This window comes from Streptomyces sp. NPDC018693 (genome assembly GCF_044391385.1).
Classification (GTDB): domain Bacteria; phylum Actinomycetota; class Actinomycetes; order Streptomycetales; family Streptomycetaceae; genus Streptomyces.
The window spans coordinates 59117-78435 of sequence record NZ_JBIRZZ010000002.1; the positions used below are offsets into that span (position 1 = coordinate 59117).

At 71.5% G+C, this 19319-nt stretch carries 17 protein-coding genes and 3 tRNA genes; 10 read left to right on the forward strand and 10 right to left on the reverse strand.

Annotated features, from left to right (window positions below):
• Positions 1 to 137: 137 nt before the first annotated feature.
• Entirely contained in the window at positions 138 to 395 is a 258-nt protein-coding gene (locus ACH5AC_RS04455) for a DUF3073 domain-containing protein (RefSeq protein ID WP_398860132.1), read from the forward strand.
• A 69-nt stretch (positions 396 to 464) separates the two neighbouring features.
• On the opposite strand, the gene purM is transcribed toward ACH5AC_RS04455, so the two are convergent.
• From purM to ACH5AC_RS04470, 3 genes are all read right to left on the reverse strand, one after another.
• The gene (purM, locus tag ACH5AC_RS04460; protein WP_398860133.1) at positions 465 to 1544 is read right to left on the reverse strand and encodes a phosphoribosylformylglycinamidine cyclo-ligase; all 1080 of its coding nucleotides are present in this window, start codon (positions 1542 to 1544) and stop codon (positions 465 to 467) included.
• 33 nt (positions 1545 to 1577) lie between these two features.
• Positions 1578 to 3110 (reverse strand): amidophosphoribosyltransferase, encoded by a 1533-nt coding sequence (purF, locus tag ACH5AC_RS04465; protein ID WP_398860134.1) that lies wholly within the window; start codon positions 3108 to 3110, stop codon positions 1578 to 1580.
• Between the two features lie 165 nt (positions 3111 to 3275).
• Positions 3276 to 4073: a sterol carrier family protein gene (locus ACH5AC_RS04470; RefSeq protein ID WP_398860135.1), complete on the reverse strand. Its 798-nt coding sequence runs from the start codon at positions 4071 to 4073 to the stop codon at positions 3276 to 3278.
• A gap of 106 nt (positions 4074 to 4179) precedes the next feature.
• Here ACH5AC_RS04470 and ACH5AC_RS04475 point away from each other — a divergent pair, with 106 nt between their 5' ends.
• Positions 4180 to 4857, forward strand: coding sequence for a hypothetical protein (locus ACH5AC_RS04475; RefSeq protein ID WP_398860136.1), 678 nt, complete (start codon positions 4180 to 4182; stop codon positions 4855 to 4857).
• Positions 4858 to 4930: 73 nt separating this feature from the next.
• On the opposite strand, the gene purL is transcribed toward ACH5AC_RS04475, so the two are convergent.
• Genes purL through purS form a run of 3 tightly spaced genes read right to left on the reverse strand, consistent with a single transcriptional unit; the run spans position 4931 to position 8126 of the window.
• Complete coding sequence (gene purL / locus ACH5AC_RS04480) at positions 4931 to 7189, reverse strand: phosphoribosylformylglycinamidine synthase subunit PurL (protein WP_398860137.1); 2259 nt, start codon at positions 7187 to 7189, stop codon at positions 4931 to 4933.
• On the reverse strand, positions 7186 to 7866 hold the full coding sequence (gene purQ / locus ACH5AC_RS04485; RefSeq protein WP_398860138.1) for a phosphoribosylformylglycinamidine synthase subunit PurQ: 681 nt from the start codon (positions 7864 to 7866) through the stop codon (positions 7186 to 7188). Before purQ ends, purL begins: the two co-directional genes overlap by 4 nt.
• Positions 7863 to 8126 carry a phosphoribosylformylglycinamidine synthase subunit PurS gene (gene purS, locus ACH5AC_RS04490; RefSeq protein WP_007383088.1) on the reverse strand — a complete coding sequence of 88 codons (264 nt, stop codon included), beginning with the start codon at positions 8124 to 8126 and terminating at the stop codon, positions 7863 to 7865. Before purS ends, purQ begins: the two co-directional genes overlap by 4 nt.
• A gap of 268 nt (positions 8127 to 8394) precedes the next feature.
• On the opposite strand from purS, the gene ACH5AC_RS04495 reads away from it, so the two are divergent.
• From ACH5AC_RS04495 to ACH5AC_RS04530, 8 genes are all read left to right on the forward strand, one after another.
• Positions 8395 to 8712, forward strand: a complete 318-nt coding sequence (locus ACH5AC_RS04495; RefSeq protein ID WP_398860139.1) for an Lsr2 family protein — start codon at positions 8395 to 8397, stop codon at positions 8710 to 8712.
• Between the two features lie 167 nt (positions 8713 to 8879).
• Positions 8880 to 8951, forward strand: a tRNA-Gly gene (locus ACH5AC_RS04500).
• A gap of 80 nt (positions 8952 to 9031) precedes the next feature.
• Positions 9032 to 9104 (forward strand) — tRNA-Gly (locus ACH5AC_RS04505).
• A 137-nt stretch (positions 9105 to 9241) separates the two neighbouring features.
• The gene (locus ACH5AC_RS04510) at positions 9242 to 10189 is read left to right on the forward strand and encodes an ABC transporter ATP-binding protein (RefSeq protein WP_398860140.1); all 948 of its coding nucleotides are present in this window, start codon (positions 9242 to 9244) and stop codon (positions 10187 to 10189) included.
• A gap of 50 nt (positions 10190 to 10239) precedes the next feature.
• Positions 10240 to 11019 (forward strand): ABC transporter permease, encoded by a 780-nt coding sequence (locus tag ACH5AC_RS04515; protein WP_398860141.1) that lies wholly within the window; start codon positions 10240 to 10242, stop codon positions 11017 to 11019.
• Positions 11020 to 11061: 42 nt separating this feature from the next.
• Positions 11062 to 12294, forward strand: coding sequence for a sensor histidine kinase (locus tag ACH5AC_RS04520; protein WP_398860143.1), 1233 nt, complete (start codon positions 11062 to 11064; stop codon positions 12292 to 12294).
• Complete coding sequence (locus ACH5AC_RS04525; RefSeq protein ID WP_398860144.1) at positions 12291 to 12899, forward strand: response regulator; 609 nt, start codon at positions 12291 to 12293, stop codon at positions 12897 to 12899. The genes ACH5AC_RS04520 and ACH5AC_RS04525 overlap by 4 nt, the downstream gene beginning before the upstream one ends.
• Positions 12900 to 12922: 23 nt before the next feature.
• A tRNA-Gly gene (locus ACH5AC_RS04530) sits at positions 12923 to 12995 on the forward strand.
• Positions 12996 to 13039: 44 nt separating this feature from the next.
• Here the strand turns inward: ACH5AC_RS04530 and ACH5AC_RS04535 are convergent.
• The 4 genes from ACH5AC_RS04535 to purD all read right to left on the reverse strand — a co-directional run bounded on the left by ACH5AC_RS04535 (position 13040) and on the right by purD (position 19288).
• Positions 13040 to 13939: a phosphoribosylaminoimidazolesuccinocarboxamide synthase gene (locus tag ACH5AC_RS04535; RefSeq protein ID WP_398860145.1), complete on the reverse strand. Its 900-nt coding sequence runs from the start codon at positions 13937 to 13939 to the stop codon at positions 13040 to 13042.
• Positions 13940 to 14008: 69 nt separating this feature from the next.
• The gene (locus ACH5AC_RS04540) at positions 14009 to 15502 is read right to left on the reverse strand and encodes a N,N-dimethylformamidase beta subunit family domain-containing protein (RefSeq protein WP_398860146.1); all 1494 of its coding nucleotides are present in this window, start codon (positions 15500 to 15502) and stop codon (positions 14009 to 14011) included.
• Positions 15503 to 15673: 171 nt separating this feature from the next.
• Positions 15674 to 17623 carry a hypothetical protein gene (locus ACH5AC_RS04545; protein WP_398860147.1) on the reverse strand — a complete coding sequence of 650 codons (1950 nt, stop codon included), beginning with the start codon at positions 17621 to 17623 and terminating at the stop codon, positions 15674 to 15676.
• A gap of 414 nt (positions 17624 to 18037) precedes the next feature.
• A complete protein-coding gene (gene purD, locus ACH5AC_RS04550) occupies positions 18038 to 19288 on the reverse strand; it encodes a phosphoribosylamine--glycine ligase (RefSeq protein ID WP_398860148.1) in 1251 nt (416 codons plus the stop codon).
• Positions 19289 to 19319 lie beyond the last annotated feature (31 nt).

Sequence of the window (19319 nt, forward strand, 5' to 3'; positions counted from 1 at the left end):
GCGACGTACCGTATGGGTGCGGGCTCAGGTACCGTGGAAGCCCTACAGACGGTCTCTTCGTGGAGAGACCGTTCTAGATCATGAACGCGTGTCAAGACTCTGGGGCCGTCGAGCCCCGTCGTTGAGGGGGTCGAGCCATGGGGCGCGGCCGGGCCAAGGCCAAGCAAGCGAAGGTCGCCCGCCAGCTGAAGTACAACAGCGGCGGCGGGACGGACCTCTCACGCCTGGCTGAAGAGCTGGGCGCATCGTCGACATCGAACCAGTCGCCGAACGGCGACCGCTTCGAGGACGATGACCAGGACGACGACGACCTGTACTCCCGTTACGCCGACCTCTATGAGGACGACGACGAGGAGGACGAGGGCCAGTCGTCACAACACCGTCGCGGCGCTTGACTTCGCACTGACCACCGACCCGGTCGATGACTTCGGTCACCGACCGGGTTCAGTGCTGCCTACAGGTGGTCAGCCCGCGTAGTCACCCACCAGCTCCGCTCCCGTGGTCTGGTCGGCGCGGTCGGTGATCTCGCCCGCGACCCATGCTTCGACCCCGCGGTCGGCCAGTGTGGCCAGGGCCACCTCGGTCGACTCCTGCGGGACGATCGCCATCATGCCGACGCCCATGTTGAGGGTCTTCTCCAGCTCCAGGCGCTCGACGTTCCCGGTGCGGCCGACCAGGTCGAAGATCGGGGTGGGGGTCCAGGTGGAGCGGTCGACGACCGCGTGCAGGGTGTCGGGGATCACACGGGCGAGGTTGGCCGCGAGGCCGCCGCCGGTGATGTGCGAGAAGGCGTGGACGTCCGTGGTGCGGGTGAGCGCCAGGCAGTCCAGGGAGTAGATCTTGGTGGGCTCCAGCAGCTCCTCGCCGAGGGTGCGGCCCAGCTCGTCGATCCGCGCGTCCAGGGACAGGCCGGCCTGGTTCAGCAGGACGTGCCGGACGAGCGAGTACCCGTTCGAGTGAAGCCCGGAGGACGCCATGGCGATCACCGTGTCACCCGTACGGATGCGATCCGGGCCGAGCAGCCGGTCGGCCTCCACGACACCCGTACCGGCGCCGGCGACGTCGAAGTCGTCCTCACCCAGCAGACCCGGGTGTTCGGCCGTCTCGCCGCCCACCAGGGCGCAGCCGGCCAGTACACAGCCCTCCGCGATGCCCTTGACGATGGCGGCGACCCGCTCGGGGTGGACCTTGCCGACGCAGATGTAGTCGGTCATGAACAGCGGCTCGGCGCCACACACCACGATGTCGTCCATGACCATGGCGACCAGGTCGTGCCCGATGGTGTCGTACACACCGAGCTGACGCGCGATGTCGACCTTCGTGCCGACGCCGTCGGTGGCGGAGGCGAGCAGCGGGCGCTCGTAGTTCTTCAGGGCGGAGGCGTCGAAGAGGCCGGCGAAGCCGCCGAGGCCGCCGAGGACCTCGGGGCGCTGGGTCTTCTTCACCCACTCCTTCATCAGTTCGACGGCGCGGTCGCCCGCCTCGATGTCGACGCCTGCGGCTGCGTAGCTGGCGCCGCCCTCGGCAGTAGGGGTCTCAGACATGGCTGTGAGAGCTTTCGTGTCGTACGGCAGGACTTACGGGCGCCGGATGGCGTCGACCGCGGCAGGCGCTGCCGTGCCGGCCGCCAGCTCGGTCTCCAGGAGCTGCTTGCCGAGCAGCTCGGGGTCCGGCAGCTCCATCGGGTACTCGCCGTCGAAGCAGGCGCGGCACAGGTTCGGCTTGGCGATGGTGGTCGCCTCGATCATGCCGTCGAGGGAGATGTACGCCAGGGAGTCGGCGCCCAGCGAGGTGCCGATCTCGTCGATCGTCATGCCGTTGGCGATCAGCTCGGCGCGGGTGGCGAAGTCGATGCCGAAGAAGCACGGCCACTTCACGGGCGGGGAGGAGATCCGGATGTGGACCTCCGCCGCGCCCGCCTCGCGGAGCATCCGCACCAGCGCCCGCTGGGTGTTGCCGCGCACGATCGAGTCGTCGACGACGACCAGCCGCTTGCCCTTGATGACTTCCTTCAGCGGGTTCAGCTTCAGGCGGATACCCAGCTGGCGGATGGTCTGGGAGGGCTGGATGAACGTACGGCCGACATACGCGTTCTTCACCAGGCCGGCGCCGAACGGGATGCCGCTCGCCTCCGCGTAGCCGATCGCGGCCGGGGTGCCGGACTCCGGGGTCGCTATGACGAGGTCGGCCTCGACCGGGGCCTCCTTCGCCAGGCGGCGGCCCATCTCCACGCGGGAGAGATAGACGTTGCGGCCGGCTATGTCGGTGTCGGGGCGGGCCAGGTACACATACTCGAAGACACAGCCCTTGGGCTTCGCTTCCGCGAACCGGGAGGTGCGCAGGCCGTTCTCGTCGATGGCGACGAACTCGCCCGGCTCTATCTCACGGACGAAGCTGGCGCCCGTGATGTCGAGGGCCGCGGTCTCCGAGGCGACGACCCAGCCGCGCTCCAGGCGGCCGAGGACCAGCGGGCGGATGCCCTGCGGGTCACGGGCGGCGTAGAGGGTGTGCTCGTCCATGAAGACGAGCGAGAAGGCGCCCTTGACCTGCGGGAGGACCGTGTGGGCGGCCTCCTCGATGGTCAGCGGCTTGCCGTCGGCGTCGACCTGGGCCGCGAGGAGCGCGGTGAGCAGGTCGGTGTCGTTGGTGGCCGCGACGCGGGTGGAGCGGCTGCTGTGACTGTCGCCGGGCAGGTCGGCGACCATCTCGGCGAGCTGCGCCGTGTTGACCAGGTTGCCGTTGTGGCCGAGCGCGATCGAGCCGTGCGCGGTGGCGCGGAACGTCGGCTGGGCGTTTTCCCACACGGAAGCACCGGTGGTCGAGTAGCGGGCGTGACCGACCGCGATATGACCCTGGAGCGAGCCGAGCGAGGTTTCGTCGAAGACCTGGGACACGAGGCCCATGTCCTTGAAGACGAGGATCTGGGAGCCGTTGCTGACCGCGATTCCCGCGGATTCCTGGCCCCGATGCTGGAGGGCGTAGAGCCCGAAGTACGTGAGCTTGGCGACCTCTTCGCCGGGAGCCCAGACACCGAAGACGCCGCATGCGTCCTGGGGGCCCTTCTCGCCGGGGAGCAGATCGTGATTGAGGAGACCGTCACCACGTGGCACGCCATCGAGTGTAGGCGAGGTCGTCCACTGGTCCGAATTGGGGATACCCGACCCTAATGGATCTTCGTTTCGTTTTCCCTGGTCAGCCGCCTGATGGGGGTCCTGGGGCGCCCTCGTCCCGGAGAACGTGAGTGAGGTGTCGCACACCATTGGGCATCCGCGGACTCACGACAGCAGCGGCAGCAGCCCCCCGAGGTCGGCCCGCTCGCCGCTCGCACTCACTTTGGCGTCGGCGAGCGCGTCCGCCCAGGTCAGGCGGCCGGTGGCGAGCCGCGTCCAGGTCAGCGGGTCGGTCTCCACGACGTTCGGCGGGGTGCCGCGGGTGTGCCTCGGCCCCTCCAGACACTGCACGACGGCGTACGGCGGGATCCGTACCTCGGTCGCGCCGCCGGGCGCGCGTGCGGCGAGCGCGTCGGCGAGCAGCCGGGTACAGGCGGCCAGCGCCTGACGGTCGTAGGGGATGTCGAGCCCGGGGACGGCCGCGTTCAGGTCGTCGGTGTGGGTGACGAGTTCGACGGTGCGGGTGACCAGGTAGTCGTCGAGGACCATCGCGCCGGTGCGGGTGGCGAGGAGCCGGCTGCCCGGGGTGTCCGCGAGCTTCCGCGCGATGCGTTCCCCGGTGCGGGCGTAGAGGGCGTCGAGGTCGGGATGCTCGTCGGCGAGGCGCCGGGTGTCCTCGGCGATGACGGCGGCGCGGACGGCGGTGGCGAACGGCCACTCCAGCAGGGTCAGCTCCGGCTCGGCCGGCTCCTCCCGCTCGATGTTGCGGCTGACGCTCTCCACCGCCGTCGTCACGTGCGCCGCGAGATCCCGAACGGTCCAGTCACCGAGCCGGGTCGGCAGGGCGAGCTGCTCGGCCGTGAGGCCGCGCACGGCGTCCCGGACGTGCCCGAACTGGGCGAGGACGGCGGTGCGGGTCTTCGCGGGGTCGTAGCTGCGCGCACGCTTCTTGGCCGGGGGCATGGCGATGAGCCTACTCATCGTGCCGCGCAAGGATGGGGTACCGGTCCTGACCTGTACCGGCCGGCAGCCTTACCGGTCAACAACCCCCTCCACGGACGGAGTTCCCATGGCGCAGAGCGAGAGCGCGCACTTCCCCGCGCCCCTGGTGCTGAAGGTGTTCGGGAGGCTGGAGATGCATCCCTGGATCGCCGCCGACCATCGCGCCGGGCGGCTGGAGGAGGATCTGTTCTCGCTGGTCGTGGGCCGGACCATGGCCTACGGCTGGGCCGACTTCGGCAGCGGGCTGGGCGGGACCCGCTGGGGGCACAACGACGCCGGCGGGGATTGGACGCAGGACGGCGCCGTCCGCGAGATCGCCTGGCTGCAGGTCGACTGCGCCGGGGCGCCGGCCGGGCAGCGGCTGCCGCTGACGCCGCTCGGGCTGGTACTCGGGGAGTGCCTGGACCGGCTGGGGAGTCACCAGGTCGAGGCGCTGGAGGCTTCGCTCCCGGTCTCCGAGAGCGTGGCAGCTCTTGGCGACCTGGCCTACGCGGCGACCTGGGCGGGGCTCGCCGACCCGGCGGGGCGGGTGGAGTGCCGGGTGACGGTCGACGGGGGCGTACCCCTGGACGCCTGCCGGGCCCGGGCGTGGGGCGCGGTCGAGTTCCACCAGGACGGCCCTGACCTGCGCTGCGTCCTACGGGAGTGGTCCCTGAGCTCTGCGATCTGGCTACTGGAGATCATCACGGACGCCCTGCGGGAGGCGTCGGCCATCGGCACCCGGGTCCGCATCGCCCGGGAATGAGTGGAGCGGATGTCTCGCAAAAGGCCCCGATTCGGGCCGTGCAGCGAGACATCCGCTCCACTCGCACCGCTGACTACGCGAGGAGCGCCGGGATCGTCTCCTCGTGGGTCTTGCGGAGGGTCTCCAGGGGCAGGGTGAACTCGCCCTGGAGTTCCACGGAGTCGCCGTCCACCACGCCGATGCGGGTGGCCGGGAGGCCCCGGGCGCCGCACATGTCGTTGAAGCGGACCTCCTCCGAGCGGGGCACGGCGACGATCGCGCGGCCCGCGGACTCGGAGAAGAGGAAGGTGAACGCGTCCAGCCCGTCCGGTACGACGAGACGCGCGCCCTTGCCGCCCAGCAGGGCCGACTCGACGACCGCCTGGACGAGGCCGCCGTCGGACAGGTCGTGCGCGGAGTCGATCATGCCGTCGCGGGAGGCGGAGATCAGGATCTCGGCGAGCAGGCGCTCACGCTCCAGGTCGACCTGCGGGGGCAGACCGCCGAGGTGGTCGTGGACCACCTGGGACCAGGCCGAGCCGCCGAACTCCTCACGCGTGTCGCCGAGGAGGTACAGCAGCTGGCCCTCCTCCTGGAAGGCGACCGGCGTGCGGCGGGCGACGTCGTCGATGACGCCGAGGACCGCGACGACCGGAGTCGGGTGGATCGCCGCCTCGCCCGTCTGGTTGTAGAGGGAGACGTTGCCGCCCGTCACCGGGGTGCCGAGCTGCTGGCAGGCGTCCGCGAGGCCCCGTACCGCCTCCGCGAACTGCCACATCACCGCCGGGTCCTCGGGCGAGCCGAAGTTCAGGCAGTCGGAGACGGCGAGGGGCTTGGCGCCCGTCGTCGCCACGTTCCGGTACGCCTCCGCGAGGGCCAGCTGGGCGCCCGCGTAGGGGTCGAGCTTGGCGTAACGGCCGTTGCCGTCCGTCGCGATGGCGACGCCGAGGCCGCTCTCCTCGTCGATGCGGATCATGCCCGAGTCCTCGGGCTGGGCCAGCACCGTGTTGCCCTGCACGAAGTGGTCGTACTGGGAGGTGATCCACTTCTTCGACGCCTGGTTGGGGGACCCGACCAGCTTCAGGACCTGGTCCTTCAGCTCCTCCCCGGAGGACGGCCTCGGCAGCTTGTTCGCGTCGTCGGCCTGGAGGGCGTCCTGCCAGTCCGGGCGGGCGTAGGGGCGCTCGTAGGTCGGGCCCTCGTGGGCGACCGTGCGCGGGTCGACGTCGACGATCTTGCCGCCGTGCCAGAAGATCTCCAGGCGGTCGCCGTCGGTCACCTCGCCGATGACGGTGGCGATGACGTCCCACTTCTCGCAGATCTCCAGGAAGCGGTCGACCTTCTCCGGCTCGACGACCGCGCACATGCGTTCCTGCGACTCGCTCATGAGGATTTCCTCGGGCGAGAGGGTCGAGTCACGCAGGGGCACGTCGTCGAGGGTGACGCGCATGCCACCGGAGCCGTTCGACGCCAGCTCGCTCGTGGCGCAGGACAGGCCCGCCGCGCCGAGGTCCTGGATGCCGACGACCAGCTTCTCCTTGAACGCCTCCAGGGTGCACTCGATGAGGAGCTTCTCCTGGAAGGGGTCGCCGACCTGGACGGCGGGGCGCTTGGACGGCTTGGCGTCGTCGAAGGTCTCCGAGGCCAGGATCGACGCGCCGCCGATGCCGTCGCCGCCGGTGCGGGCGCCGTACAGGATGACCTTGTTGCCGGCGCCGGACGCCTTGGCGAGGTGGATGTCCTCGTGCTTCATGACGCCGATGGCGCCCGCGTTGACCAGCGGGTTGCCCTGGTAGCAGGCGTCGAAGACGACCTCGCCGCCGATGTTCGGCAGGCCCAGGCAGTTGCCGTAGCCGCCGATGCCGGCGACGACGCCCGGGAGCACCCGCTTGGTGTCCGGGTGGTCGGCGGCACCGAACCGCAGGGGGTCGACGACGGCCACCGGCCTGGCACCCATGGCGATGATGTCGCGCACGATGCCGCCGACGCCGGTGGCCGCGCCCTGGTAGGGCTCGACGTACGACGGGTGGTTGTGGGACTCCACCTTGAAGGTGACCGCGTAGCCCTGGCCGACGTCGACGACACCGGCGTTCTCGCCGATGCCGACGAGCATCGCGTCGGACTGAGGGGCCTTCTCGCCGAACTGGCGGAGGTGGACCTTGGAGGACTTGTACGAGCAGTGCTCGGACCACATGACCGAGTACATGGCGAGCTCGGCGCCGGTGGGCCGGCGGCCGAGGATCTCGACCACGCGCTCGTACTCGTCCTTCTTCAGGCCGAGTTCGGCCCAGGGCAGCTCGACGTCGGGGGTCGCGGCCGCGTGCTCGACCGTGTCCAGAGGCGTCCGGCTCATGCGTTGACCAGCTTCTTGAGGATCGAGGTGAAGAAGGGGAGGCCGTCGGTGCGGCCGCTGCCGATGAGCGGCTCCACGGCGTGCTCCGGGTGCGGCATCAGCCCTACGACGTTGCCGGCCTCGTTGGTGATGCCGGCGATGTCGTTGAGCGAGCCGTTCGGGTTGAAGTCCAGGTACCGGAAGGCGACCCGGCCCTCGGCCTCCAGCTTGTCCAGCGTGTACTGGTCGGCCACGTAGCGGCCGTCCATGTTCTTCAGCGGGATGTGGATCTCCTGGCCGGCCGTGTAGTCGGTCGTCCAGGCGGTGTCCGCGTTCTCCACCCGCAGCTTCTGGTCGCGGCAGATGAAGTGCAGGTGGTCGTTGCCGAGCATGCCGCCGGGCAGCAGGTGGGCCTCGGTGAGGATCTGGAAGCCGTTGCAGATGCCGAGGACCGGCAGGCCGGCCTTCGCCTGCTCGATGACGGTCTCCATCACCGGCGAGAAGCGGGAGATGGCGCCGGCTCGCAGATAGTCGCCGTAGGAGAAGCCGCCGGGGAGGACGACCGCGTCGACCTGCTTGAGGTCCTTGTCCTTGTGCCAGAGGGCGACCGGCTCGGCGCCCGCGAGGCGGATCGCGCGCTGGGTGTCCCGGTCGTCCAGGCTGCCCGGGAAAGTGACGACGCCAATACGAGCGGTCACTTCGCGGCCTCCGCGACTTCCTCCACCTTGACGGTGAAGTCCTCGATCACGGTGTTGGCGAGGAAGGATTCCGCAAGATCATGGATACGGGCGAGCGCGGCCTCGTCGACCGGCCCGTCCACTTCCAGTTCGAAACGCTTTCCCTGACGTACGTCGGAGATGCCGTCGAAACCCAGTCGCGGCAGTGCGCGCTGCACCGCCTGGCCCTGGGGGTCGAGGATCTCCGGCTTGAGCATGACGTCGACTACGACGCGTGCCACTGGCACTCCCGGTGGTGTGGTGCTGAGCAGGTTCCTTCAGACTACCCGCACAAAATTTCTACGCGCGTCGACTTGTAGGAATCTACGTGAGAGATGTCACGATCCGGCATCTGGGGGCGCGCGGGCGAGAATTTACGGGAAAGATCTCCGATCGACACCCGATACCTATTGCGCTGGGACACGCGGAAGGATTTAGTCGGGCTTCACATTTGATTGCCGGGCACTGTACAAATGAATTGTCTAGTGCCGTACGAAGGGACCGATATTCGTGGCGCAGAAGGTCGTGGTCACTCTCTTTGACGACATCGACGGCTCGGAAGCGGCGGAAACGATCGCCTTCGGACTCGACGGCAAGTCGTACGAGATCGACCTCAATGAAGCCAATGCCGAGAAACTGCGCAAGGCGCTCGCGCCTTACGTGGAGGCCGGCCGCAAGCGTTCGAGGTCCGGCCGGGCCTACAAGCAGACGGAGGTCGCCCCGGATCCGGCGGCCGTACGGGCCTGGGCACAGGCCAACAAGATGGACGTACCGGCGCGCGGCCGGATCCCCAAGAAGGTCTACGAGGCGTTCGCCGCGGCCCAGTGAGCCGGGCCCGGCGGGTGCCCCGGACGGGGTGCGGCGAGGGGTGCCGGGCGCCCCAGGGTCCGTCAGCGCGCCCTGGGGACAACCGACTTGCGCTACCCCCCTGTCGATCAGCTAATGTCTGGAGCACGCCGCCGGGCGGGGCCGAAAAGCCCAGCTCACCAGGCCGCGCGGGTGTAGTTCAGTAGTAGAACATCCCCCTTCCAGGGGGAAGGCGCAGTGTGCGATTCCTGTCACCCGCTCTGCATCGCCGTCATGACCACTCCTGTGGATCAGGTAGGCTGGTGCACGCACCGATCGGTGAGAGCCGTTCGGGGGCAATGCGGACGTAGCTCAGTTGGTAGAGCGCAACCTTGCCAAGGTTGAGGTCGCGAGTTCGAGCCTCGTCGTCCGCTCGGGAAAGAGACCCCGGTCCACTGGACCGGGGTCTTTTCGTATGCCGCCCCGCATCGCGGGCCCATCTGACATTTGTCACACGCGGTGATGACAGCGCGCACTGCCGAAGGCTTTCGAAGACCGCGACGATCGATCCATGGACACGAAAGAACACGTGATCGAGGTCACCGACCTCCGGCGTGTGTACGGGGGCGGGTTCGAGGCGGTCCGGGGCATCGGCTTCCATGTCGACCGGGGTGAGATCTTCGCGCTGCTCGGCACCAACGGCGCCGGGAAGACATCGACGGTCGAGGTACTGGAAGGGCTCGCCCGGCCGACCGCGGGCCGGGTGCGGGTGCTGGGCCACGACCCCTACGCCGAGCGGGCCGTCGTACGGCCGCGCACGGGGGTCATGCTGCAGGAGGGCGGGTTTCCGTCCGAGCTGACCGTCGGCGAGACCGCGCGGATGTGGGCGGGATGCGTCAGCGGTGCGCGGCCCGAGGCGGAGGCGCTGGGGCTGGTCGGGCTCGGGGCGAAGGCGGGGGTGCGGGTCAAGCAGCTGTCCGGGGGTGAGCGGCGGCGGCTCGATCTGGCGCTGGCGCTGCTCGGCGACCCCGAGGTGCTCTTCCTCGACGAGCCGACGACCGGCCTGGACGCCGAGGGCCGCCGCGACACCTGGGACCTGGTGCGGGCGCTGCGCGCGGCCGGTACGACCGTGCTGCTGACCACGCACTACCTGGAGGAGGCGGAGGGCCTGGCCGACCGGCTGGCCATCCTGCACGAAGGGCGCATCGCGGCCGCGGGGACACCGGCCGAGGTGACCGCCGCCCAGCCGTCGCGGATCTCCTTCGAGCTGCCCGAGGGCTACTTCGTCGGGGACCTGCCGCCGCTGGACCAGCTGGGCGTGTGCGGGCACGAGGTCGACGGGCGGGCCGTATGGCTGCGCACGCACGAGCTGCAGCGGACCGCGACCGGGGTGCTGGTGTGGGCCGAGCGGGCCGGCGTGGAGCTGCGCGGGCTCGATGTGCGGTCCGCCTCGCTGGAGGAGGCGTTTCTGGGGATCGCGCGGGAGGCCGCGGACCGGTCCGAGGAGGTCGGGGCATGAGTCTGGTCCGAGGTGGTCGGAGTGTGAGTCCGGCCCGAGGAGGTCGTGGCATGGCTGTCGGTACGACGACGACCCCGGCGAGCCGGATGGCCGCCCTCGCCCGGGCCGAGCTCACCCTGCTCGGGCGCAGCAAGGCCACGATCGTCGGCGCGGTGCTGGTGCCCATGGCGCTGCCCCTCGCCCTGCGGTCGGCGGTTGCGGAGATGGACGTCCAGGAGGCCGGGCTCACGGTCGGGCTGGTGCTGCTGCCGGCCGCGATCGGCTTCTCGCTGCTGTTCGGGGTGTACAGCGCCCTGACCGGCATCTACACCGCCCGGCGCGAAGAGCTGGTGCTCAAGCGGCTGCGCACCGGGGAGTTGCGGGACGCGGAGATCCTCGCCGGGTCGGCGCTGCCCGTGGTGACGACCGGGCTGGTGCAGTCGCTGGTGCTGATCGCCGGGTGCACGGTCGCCCTCGACATACCGGCGCCGCGCGCGCCCCATCTCGCCGTGCTGGGGCTGCTGCTCGGCCTGGTGCTGTGCGCGGCGCTGGCGGCGGTCACCGCGTCGGTGAGCCGGACCGTGGAGAGCGCGCAGGTCACCACCCTGCCGTTCGTGCTGGTCTCGATGGTGCTGTCCGGGGTGAGCGTCCCGCTGGAGCTGCTGCCCGACACCTTCGCCTCGGTCTGCGAGCTGCTGCCGCTGTCCCCGGTGATCACACTGGTGCGGGGCGGCTGGACCGGCAGCCTGTCGGTGTACGAGGCGGTCGGTACGACGGCGACCGCACTGGCCTGGGCCGTGCCGGCGGTGTTTGCTGTACGGCGGTGGTTCCGGTGGGAGCCGCGGCGCTGACCACGCCGCAGGCGACGAGAAGGACGGGGGGACGCGAGACGTATGCGCAGGCCGGGGGGCTGGTGGCGGGGCAAGAGCACGCCGCAGAAGGTGGAGACGTACACCAGGATGTCGTTCCAGCTCTTCGGGCTGATCGAGGTCGCGGCGGTGGGGTTGCCGCTCTTCCGTGAGCTGGGGACGCCGCTCGGTGCCTTGCTGCTGGCGCTGGTCGTCGGGCACGCCGTGTGCTGTGTGGTGACCGTGTCGCGGGCGCTGGACTGGGCGCGGGGGCACCGCCCGCAGCCGGTGCGGACGCTGTGGACGCTCGCCGCCGTGACCGCGGCCGTCGCCGTCATCGCCCTCGGCATCGCGGAGCACGGTCCGGACCGGGAGGACACCGAGAACGCCGCCGGGGGCGTCTTCGGGGTCGTGCTGATCTTCGGGGCCGGGATCGTCGCGCTGGGGGTGCGTGAGCGGCGGCGGGTGTTCGCGAGCGTGGGCGGCTTCGCGGCGGTTGCGGGCATCGTGTCGTTGGCCCTGGGCGTGCGGGCGCCGGCCGCCTTGGTCACCTCGCTGTTCGTGCTGGCCGGCGGCGGATTCATGGCCTTCACCTCCGTCTTCTCGGTGTGGCTGCTCAACGCCGTGTACGAGCTCGACGAGGCCCGCGAGGCCCGGGCGCGGCTCGCGGTCGCCGAGGAGCGGTTGCGGTTCGGGCGGGATCTGCATGACGTGATGGGGCGCAATCTGGCGGTGATCGCGCTGAAGAGCGAGCTGGCCGTGCAGCTGGCCCGGCGGGGGCGGCCGGAGGCCGTGGAGCAGATGGTCGAGGTGCAGCGGATCGCGCGGGAGTCGCAGCGGGAGGTGCGGGACGTCGTCCGGGGCTATCGGGAGGTCGATCTGGAGGTGGAACTCACCGGTGCACAGGGCGTGTTGACGGCCGCCGGGATCGAGTGCGAGGTGGACGGGGAGGCCGAGGGGCTGCCGGCGGAGGTGCGGTCGGCGCTCGGGTGGGTGGTGCGGGAGACGGCGACGAATGTGCTGCGCCACGGGGACGCCGCGCGGTGCGCCGTGCGGCTGCGTGTGACGGAGGGGCGCGTGGTGCTGACAGTGGAGAACGACGGCGCAGGGGCGTCCGAGGACGGCGCCGGGGGTGGCGGGTCCGGGCTCGCGGGGCTGCGGGAGCGGCTGCGGCAGGTCGACGGGACCCTGGAGGCTGGGCCCGCGGGGGACGGGGTCTTCCGCGTGGTGGCCCAGGTGCCGTTGAGGGCTGCTGTTCTGAGTGAGGTCGTTTCATGAGCCTGCGGGTGTTGCTGGCCGACGACGAGCATCTGATCCGGGGGGCGTTGGCGGCGCTGCTGTCCCTGGAGGAGGACCTGGTGATCGTCGCGGAGGCGGCGACCGGGCCGGAGGCGCTGGCGATGGCGCGGGCGCACGAGCCGGACGTGGCGGTGCTGGATCTTCAGATGCCGGGGGCCGACGGTGTGAAGGTCGCCACATCGCTGCGGGCCGAACTGCCCGGCTGCAAGGTGCTGATCGTGACCAGCCATGGCCGGCCGGGGCATCTGAAGCGGGCGCTTGCGGCGGGTGTGCGCGGGTTCGTCCCCAAGACGGTGAGCGCGCAGCGGCTCGCCGAGATCATCCGGACCGTGCATGCCGGAAACCGTTATGTCGACCCCGAGTTGGCCGCCGACGCGATCGCCGCCGGGGACTCCCCGCTGACCTCGCGGGAGGCGGAGGTGCTGGAGCTCGCCGCGGACGGGGCGCCCGTCGCGGAGATCGCCGAGCGGGCCGCGCTGTCGCCGGGCACCGTGCGGAACTACCTCTCGTCGGCCGTCTCGAAGCTGGGGGCGGAGAACCGTCATGCGGCGGTGCGTCTCGCACGCGAGCGAGGTTGGGTATAGTTGCTCTCGCGTCACGGCGCATTGCGGACGTAGCTCAGTTGGTAGAGCGCAACCTTGCCAAGGTTGAGGTCGCGAGTTCGAGCCTCGTCGTCCGCTCCGGCAGAACCCCCCAGCCCTTCGGCTGGGGGGTTCTTTGTTTTCTACGACCAGCTGGTGCCCGTCAGGCGCTCGTACGCCTCGATGTACTTGGCGCGGGTCGCCTCGACGATGTGCTGCGGCAGCGGGGGCGGCGGCTGCTCGCTCTTGCGGTCCCAGCCGGACTCCGCCGAGGTCAGCCAGTCCCGCACGAACTGCTTGTCGTACGACGGCTGTGCGCGGCCCGGCTGCCACCGGTCGGCCGGCCAGAAGCGGGAGGAGTCCGGGGTGAGGACCTCGTCGGCGATGACGAGCGTCTCGCCCTCCAGGCCGAACTCGAACTTGGTGTCGGCCAGGATGATCCCCCGGTCGCGGGCGATGTCCCGGGCCCGCGAGTAGACGGCGAGGGTGGCCTGGCGCAGATGGGCGGCGGTGTCGGCGCCGACCTGTCGGGCGACCTCCTCGTAGGAGACGTTCTCGTCGTGGTCTCCCACGGCGGCCTTGGTGGCCGGGGTGAAGATCGGGGCGGGCAGCTCGCTGCCGTCGACCAGGCCCTCGGGGAGGGCGAGACCGCAGACCGTGCGGGTCTCCTGGTACTCCAGCAGACCCGAGCCGGTGAGGTAGCCACGGGCCACGCACTCCACGGGGAGCATCCGCAGCGACTTGCAGACCAGGGTGCGGCCGGCCCAGTCGGCGGGGGCACCCGGGGGCAGCTCGGTGCTCAGGACGTGGTTGGGGATCAGGTCGGCGAGCTGGTCGAACCACCACAGGGACAGCTGGGTGAGGATCCGGCCCTTGTCGGGGATCTCGGTCGGCAGCACCCAGTCGTACGCGGACGTACGGTCGCTGGCGACCATCACGAGGTCGCCCGCCTCGTTCTGGTACAGCTCGCGCACCTTGCCGGTGTGCAGATGCACCAGGCCCGGGACCTCGATCGGCTCGGGCTTTTCTACGAATCCGGACACGGTTCCTCCCCGTGAGTCTCTCCAAGTGGCTCAATTCTCGCGTATGCGGGACGGGCCGGGCGCAGCGGGTCAGTCGCGTTTGCAGATGCGGTCCAGGAGGTTGGCGGTGGCGCGCTGGACACGGGCGTCCACGTGGCCGGGACGGTCCAGGGCCGGGGACCAGGCGAAGGTCCCGGATGCGAAGACCAGGGCGCCGGAGGGGGCACGGTAGAGGGAGGTCTCCTGGTGGCGGACCACGCCCTCGGCGTCGGTGTACGGGGAGTGGGCGAGCAGGATGCGCTCCTCGTGCGGCGGGAGCGGGGTACGGGGGTAGTAGCGGTCTGCCTCCCCCGCGACCAGGCCGTCGATCTCGTCGCCCTCGTGCGCGCCGGTCGCCTCCCACAGCCAGTGGCCTGCGTTGCGGACGATCAGCGGGTGCGGTTCGGGCACCCGGCCCGCGTACTGGATGCCCATCAACTGCTGCTCCGCACGGTCGATTTCACGCCACAGCACGGGGCGGCCCGGGCCCTGGCGTTTGCGACAGGTGAGCAGTCGACTCGGGGCGCCGGACGGGGACGGGCCCAACTCCACCTGCCAGTACAGGGCGTTGGCGGCGAGGAAGACGAGGGAGGTGCCGCTGTCGCGGGCCAGCTCGGCCGTGCGGCGCATGGACGCCGACCAGTACTCGTCGTGGCCGGGGAAGATCAGGCCCCGGTAGCGGGTGGGGTCGATCTCGCCGCCGTGCAGATCGCGGGCGTCGGCGTAGGCGAGGTCGTAACCGTAGCGCTCGGCCCAGCGGATGACGTCGTAGGCGTGGCCGACGTGGAGGGGGAGGCCGGCGCCGGCGTACGGGCGGTCGAAGGAGACGGTCGTCGCGGCGTCGGCCTCGCCGAGGAGGCGGCCGCTCTCGTCCCAGGCGTGGTAGAGGCTTGCGCCGGTGCGGCCGTCCTCCGGGTAGAGGTTGTACGCCTGCCAGGTGACGTCGGGGAGGACCAGGAGGAGGTCGGCGAGGCGGTTGTCGCGGACGGTGAAGGGAATGTGGGAGCGGTAGCCGTCGGCGGTGGTGAGGACGGCGACGTACGCCCCGACGCTCCAGTACGACGGGATCTGGAGCCGCCAGGACAGCCACCAGTGGTGGCAGGAGACCGTGCGGTCGGCGGTCAGCGGCGGGGGCTGGACGATGCCGGAGAGGCGGGGGCTCGTGGTGATCTTGGCGGCGCCGTCGCCGCCGTAGTGGCCGATGCGGTAGACGTCGACGCCGAACTCCTGGGGCGGGTCGACGGTGATGTGGAAGTCGACGGCCTCGCCCGGGGCGACCGCGCCGGTGGAGGTGAAGCCCTTGATCTGGCGGTGCACGTCGTCCGCCGAGCGGGGGCCGCCCGCGGTGCGCGGGGCCGGGATGCGGGGGATGCCCGGGGCGGGCCGGTGGGCGTGACCGTCGACGTACCAGGGGACGACCTGGCCGGTGTCGTCGAAGTACGTCACATTGCCGCGCAGCCACGGGACGGGGCCCTGGCCGAAGGGGTCCGTCACGGCGTGCGCCAGTGCTCCCGACTCCCAGCGGCGGATCTGCTCCGACTCCATGCGGTACCCCTCCCCCTGCCGTCTTTCGCGTTTCGCGGCTGTCGTATGTCGCGTGCTCTTGCCATGGGCGCGATCCGGTCCCAGCACATCACATAACGCACGCGTGCTGTCACTATTCGTTGCGAATTGACCAAAAGTGGAGTGCGCAATTCCGTCGTGCCCGTCGCCGGGTCAGACCAGCCGGACCGGCTTCTCCGGGCGTATCCCCAGCTCCGCGAGCCAACTGCGCAGCGGCGCCGGGTCGCCGTCCTCGACGAGGCTGAGCACCCGGGGGGCGAGGTCGGCCGGACGCTCACCGTTGACGAGCAGCGCCGGACCGTCGAGCCAGTCCAGGCCCGGGGCGGCGCCCGCGGTGTCCATCGCGGCGCAGCAGACCATCGCGGTGACGTGGTCGGTGAGCAGCTCGCGGTCGGTGCGCGGGGGCTGGAGGGGGAAGAGGGGGAGTGCGGCTTCGTCCCAGAGGAGGGTGTCGGGGGCGGGTGCGGATCCGGTGGGCGCGGTTCCGGTGAGTGCGGTGGCTCCGGCCGGGGCGGTGGCGGCGGTCGGGCTTTCCTCGCGGGCCAGCTCCGCTGCCAGGCGGGCGGCCAGGGCTGCGGTGCGGGGGGTGAGGGCCGGGTCGTCGGAGGGGTCGGGGTGGCCGGGGTGGCCGGGATCGTCGGCGGGGGGTTCGCCGCTGGGGTGGCCCGTCGATTCGCTCGGGTGCGTGCCGGTGCGTGTGCCGACGGGGGCGCCGGCGTGTGCGGCGGCGTGTTCGCCGGGTTCTTCGGCCAGGGGGCGTTGGAGGGCCGTGAGGTGGTCGAGGACTCGGGCGAGGGTGGGGGGCCGGTGGGTCGGCGGTGACTGCTGCGCCGTGGGAGCCGGGGCCGGTGAAGGGCTCGGGGTGGCCTGGGGGTGCTGAAGGTCGTGGGGGTCCAGGGTGTCCAGGACGCGGTGGAGGCGGGAGGCGTCCGTGCGCCATTTGCGGTCGACGACCTCCTCCGGGTACTCCGACCAGTCGACCGGGGACCAGTCGGGGCCGGGCTCGGCCGGGCCGCCGTGGAAGAGGCGGGCGGCGAGCAGGGAGGCGGCCTCGTCGACCGCGCCCGGTTCCTCCAGGAGGTCGCAGGCCGGGCGCTCGCCGAGGCGGGAGGTGAAGCCCTCGGCCAGCCGGTCGCGCCGGGACAGCTCGGTGAGGGCCGCGACGACGCCCGCGTCCAGCCGGGAGGGCCAGCGGCCCATCCGCCAGGCAGGCAGGGCCACCCGGGTGAGGAGCCGGTCCCAGCCCGCATAGGCCAGGCCCACCTGCTCCTGGGCGACGATTCGCAGTCCGTAGTCCACGGTCTGGGCGCGCTCGGCGGCCGCCGCGGCCACGCCCCGCTCCATCTCGGCGGCATGCCCCCGGCAGCCGCGCAGCATCAGCCGGGCCACCCAGCCGACGCCCGCGCAGGCCAGCCGGAAGGCGGGACACCGGCCACGGTCGGCGGAGGCGGCCACCGCGGCGTCCAGACCTCGCACGAAGCGCCGGGCCGCCGCTATGTCCGGGTGCGCGGAGGGTCCCGTACCGGCGACGACCGGGGCGAGGACCGCGCGCAGCTCGCCGACGCGCATCCACCACAGGAACGGGGAGCCGATGACCAGGACGGGCGCCGCCGGCGTACGGCGGCGGAAGTGCCGGCCGCCGAACCCGGCGCCCGCTATCTCGTCGCGCTCCTCGGGCGGGGGCGGGCCGTGGGCCGGATGGGTGCGGTCCTCCAGCCAGCTGTCGCAGTCCGGGGTGAGCGCTATGGCGGACGGGGCCGGCACGTCGAGGCGGTCGGCGAGGTCGCGCACCAGCCGGTACAGGTCGGGGGCCGCTTCCTCGGCGATCGGGACGGTGGGGCTGACGGCCGGGCGGGCCCGGGCCACGACCACGGCGATCACCGCCGCGGCGATCAGGACGACGAGCGAGAAGGCGCCGACCGCCCAGCGGGCGCGGTCCCAGCCCTGCCCCACGAGATGGCCGGTGGAGCCGCCGGCGAGCAGGATCACGGCCGCCGCGGCGGGCAGCAGGGCGACGCCCAGCGCGCGCCCGCGGATGCGCAGCACGGCGAGCGCACGGGCGCGCACGGCCCGCGCTCCCGCCTCGGTTCCCATACCGGTCATCACCGGCCCCACCCCCTCCCCGCAGTTCTTGCGGCACCCTCGGCGCCGACGGCTCTCCTGGTCTTGCTCACTCCCCCACTGTGGCACCCGCCACTGACATCGCAATGCCGGTGGGCCAAGTGCCGGAACGCTTGCGCCGCACCCTAGTTGGCGGCTCGGTCTTCGTCAGCCGGATGGGGCAGCGCTCACTCGATGGAATGGCTTTGGTCAGAGGTGGGTGACGGTGGGCGAGGATCAGGCCGTGGTTCTGTTATGGGTCACGGGTCCTGTTACTGGTGAGGGTCCTGAGGTGAGGGACCTGTTACAGGTTGAGGCCCCGGATCCTTAGACGGGTCCGGGGCCTGCGGGGTTCATCCGAGCTGTTGTCGGGGGGTGTTCGGGGGTGTCGGGGGTGTTCGCGGGTGTTCGGGGGTGTTACGCGCCCGCCGCCTTCGCCGCGATGTCCGTACGGTGCTGGGAACCGTCGAGCGCGATGCGGCCGACCGCCTCGTACGCCCGCTCGCGGGCCTGGGCGAGGTCCTTGCCGGTCGCGGTGACGGACAGGACGCGCCCGCCGGCGCTGACGACGGCGTCGTCGGCGCGCTTGGTGCCGGCGTGCAGCACGTACGCGTGCGGGGCGTCCTTCGCGGCGACCTCGTCGAGGCCGGTGATGGGGTCGCCGGTGCGCGGGGTGCCGGGGTAGTTGTGCGAGGCGATGACGACGGTGACGGCCGCGTCGTCGCTCCAGCGCAGGGGTTCCAGGTCGGCGAGGGTGCCGTTGGCGGCCGCCAGCAGGACGCCGGCCAGCGGGGTCTTCAGGCGGGCGAGGACCACCTGGGTCTCGGGGTCGCCGAAGCGCGCGTTGAACTCGATGACCCGGACCCCGCGGGAGGTGATCGCGAGACCGGCGTAGAGGAGCCCGGAGAACGGGGTGCCGCGGCGGCGCATCTCGTCGACGGTCGGCTGCAGGACCGTCTCCAGGACCTCGTCGACCAGCTTGGGGTCGGCCCACGGCAGCGGGGAGTACGCGCCCATGCCGCCGGTGTTGGGGCCCTCGTCGCCGTCCAGGGCGCGCTTGAAGTCCTGGGCGGGCTGGAGCGGGACGACCGTCTCACCGTCGGTGATCGCGAAGAGGGAGACCTCGGGGCCGTCGAGGTACTCCTCGATGACGACACGCTCGCAGGCAGCCGCGTGCGCCTTGGCGGCCTCCGGGTCGGCGGTCACGACGACGCCCTTGCCGGCGGCCAGGCCGTCGTCCTTGACGACGTACGGCGCGCCGAAGGCGTCCAGGGCCTCGGCGGCCTCCTCGGCCGTCGTGCAGACGTAGGAGCGGGCGGTGGGCACACCGGCCCTCGCCATCACGTCCTTCGCGAACGCCTTCGAGCCCTCCAGCTGCGCGGCCTCCTTGGAGGGGCCGAACACCGGGATCCCCGCCTCGCGCACGGCGTCGGCGACACCCGCGACCAGCGGCGCCTCCGGCCCTACGACCACCAGCTGGGCGTCCAGCTCCTGGGCGAGGGCGGCCACGGCGGCGCCGTCGAGGGCGTCGACCTGGTGCAGCTCGGCGACCTCGGCGATGCCGGCGTTGCCGGGCGCGCAGTGCAGCGCGGTGACGGCGGGGTCGAGGGACAGGGAGCGGCACAGGGCGTGTTCGCGGGCGCCGCTGCCGATGACGAGGACGTTCACGGCGTTAGCGTAACCGCTGAGGGGCGGGGCC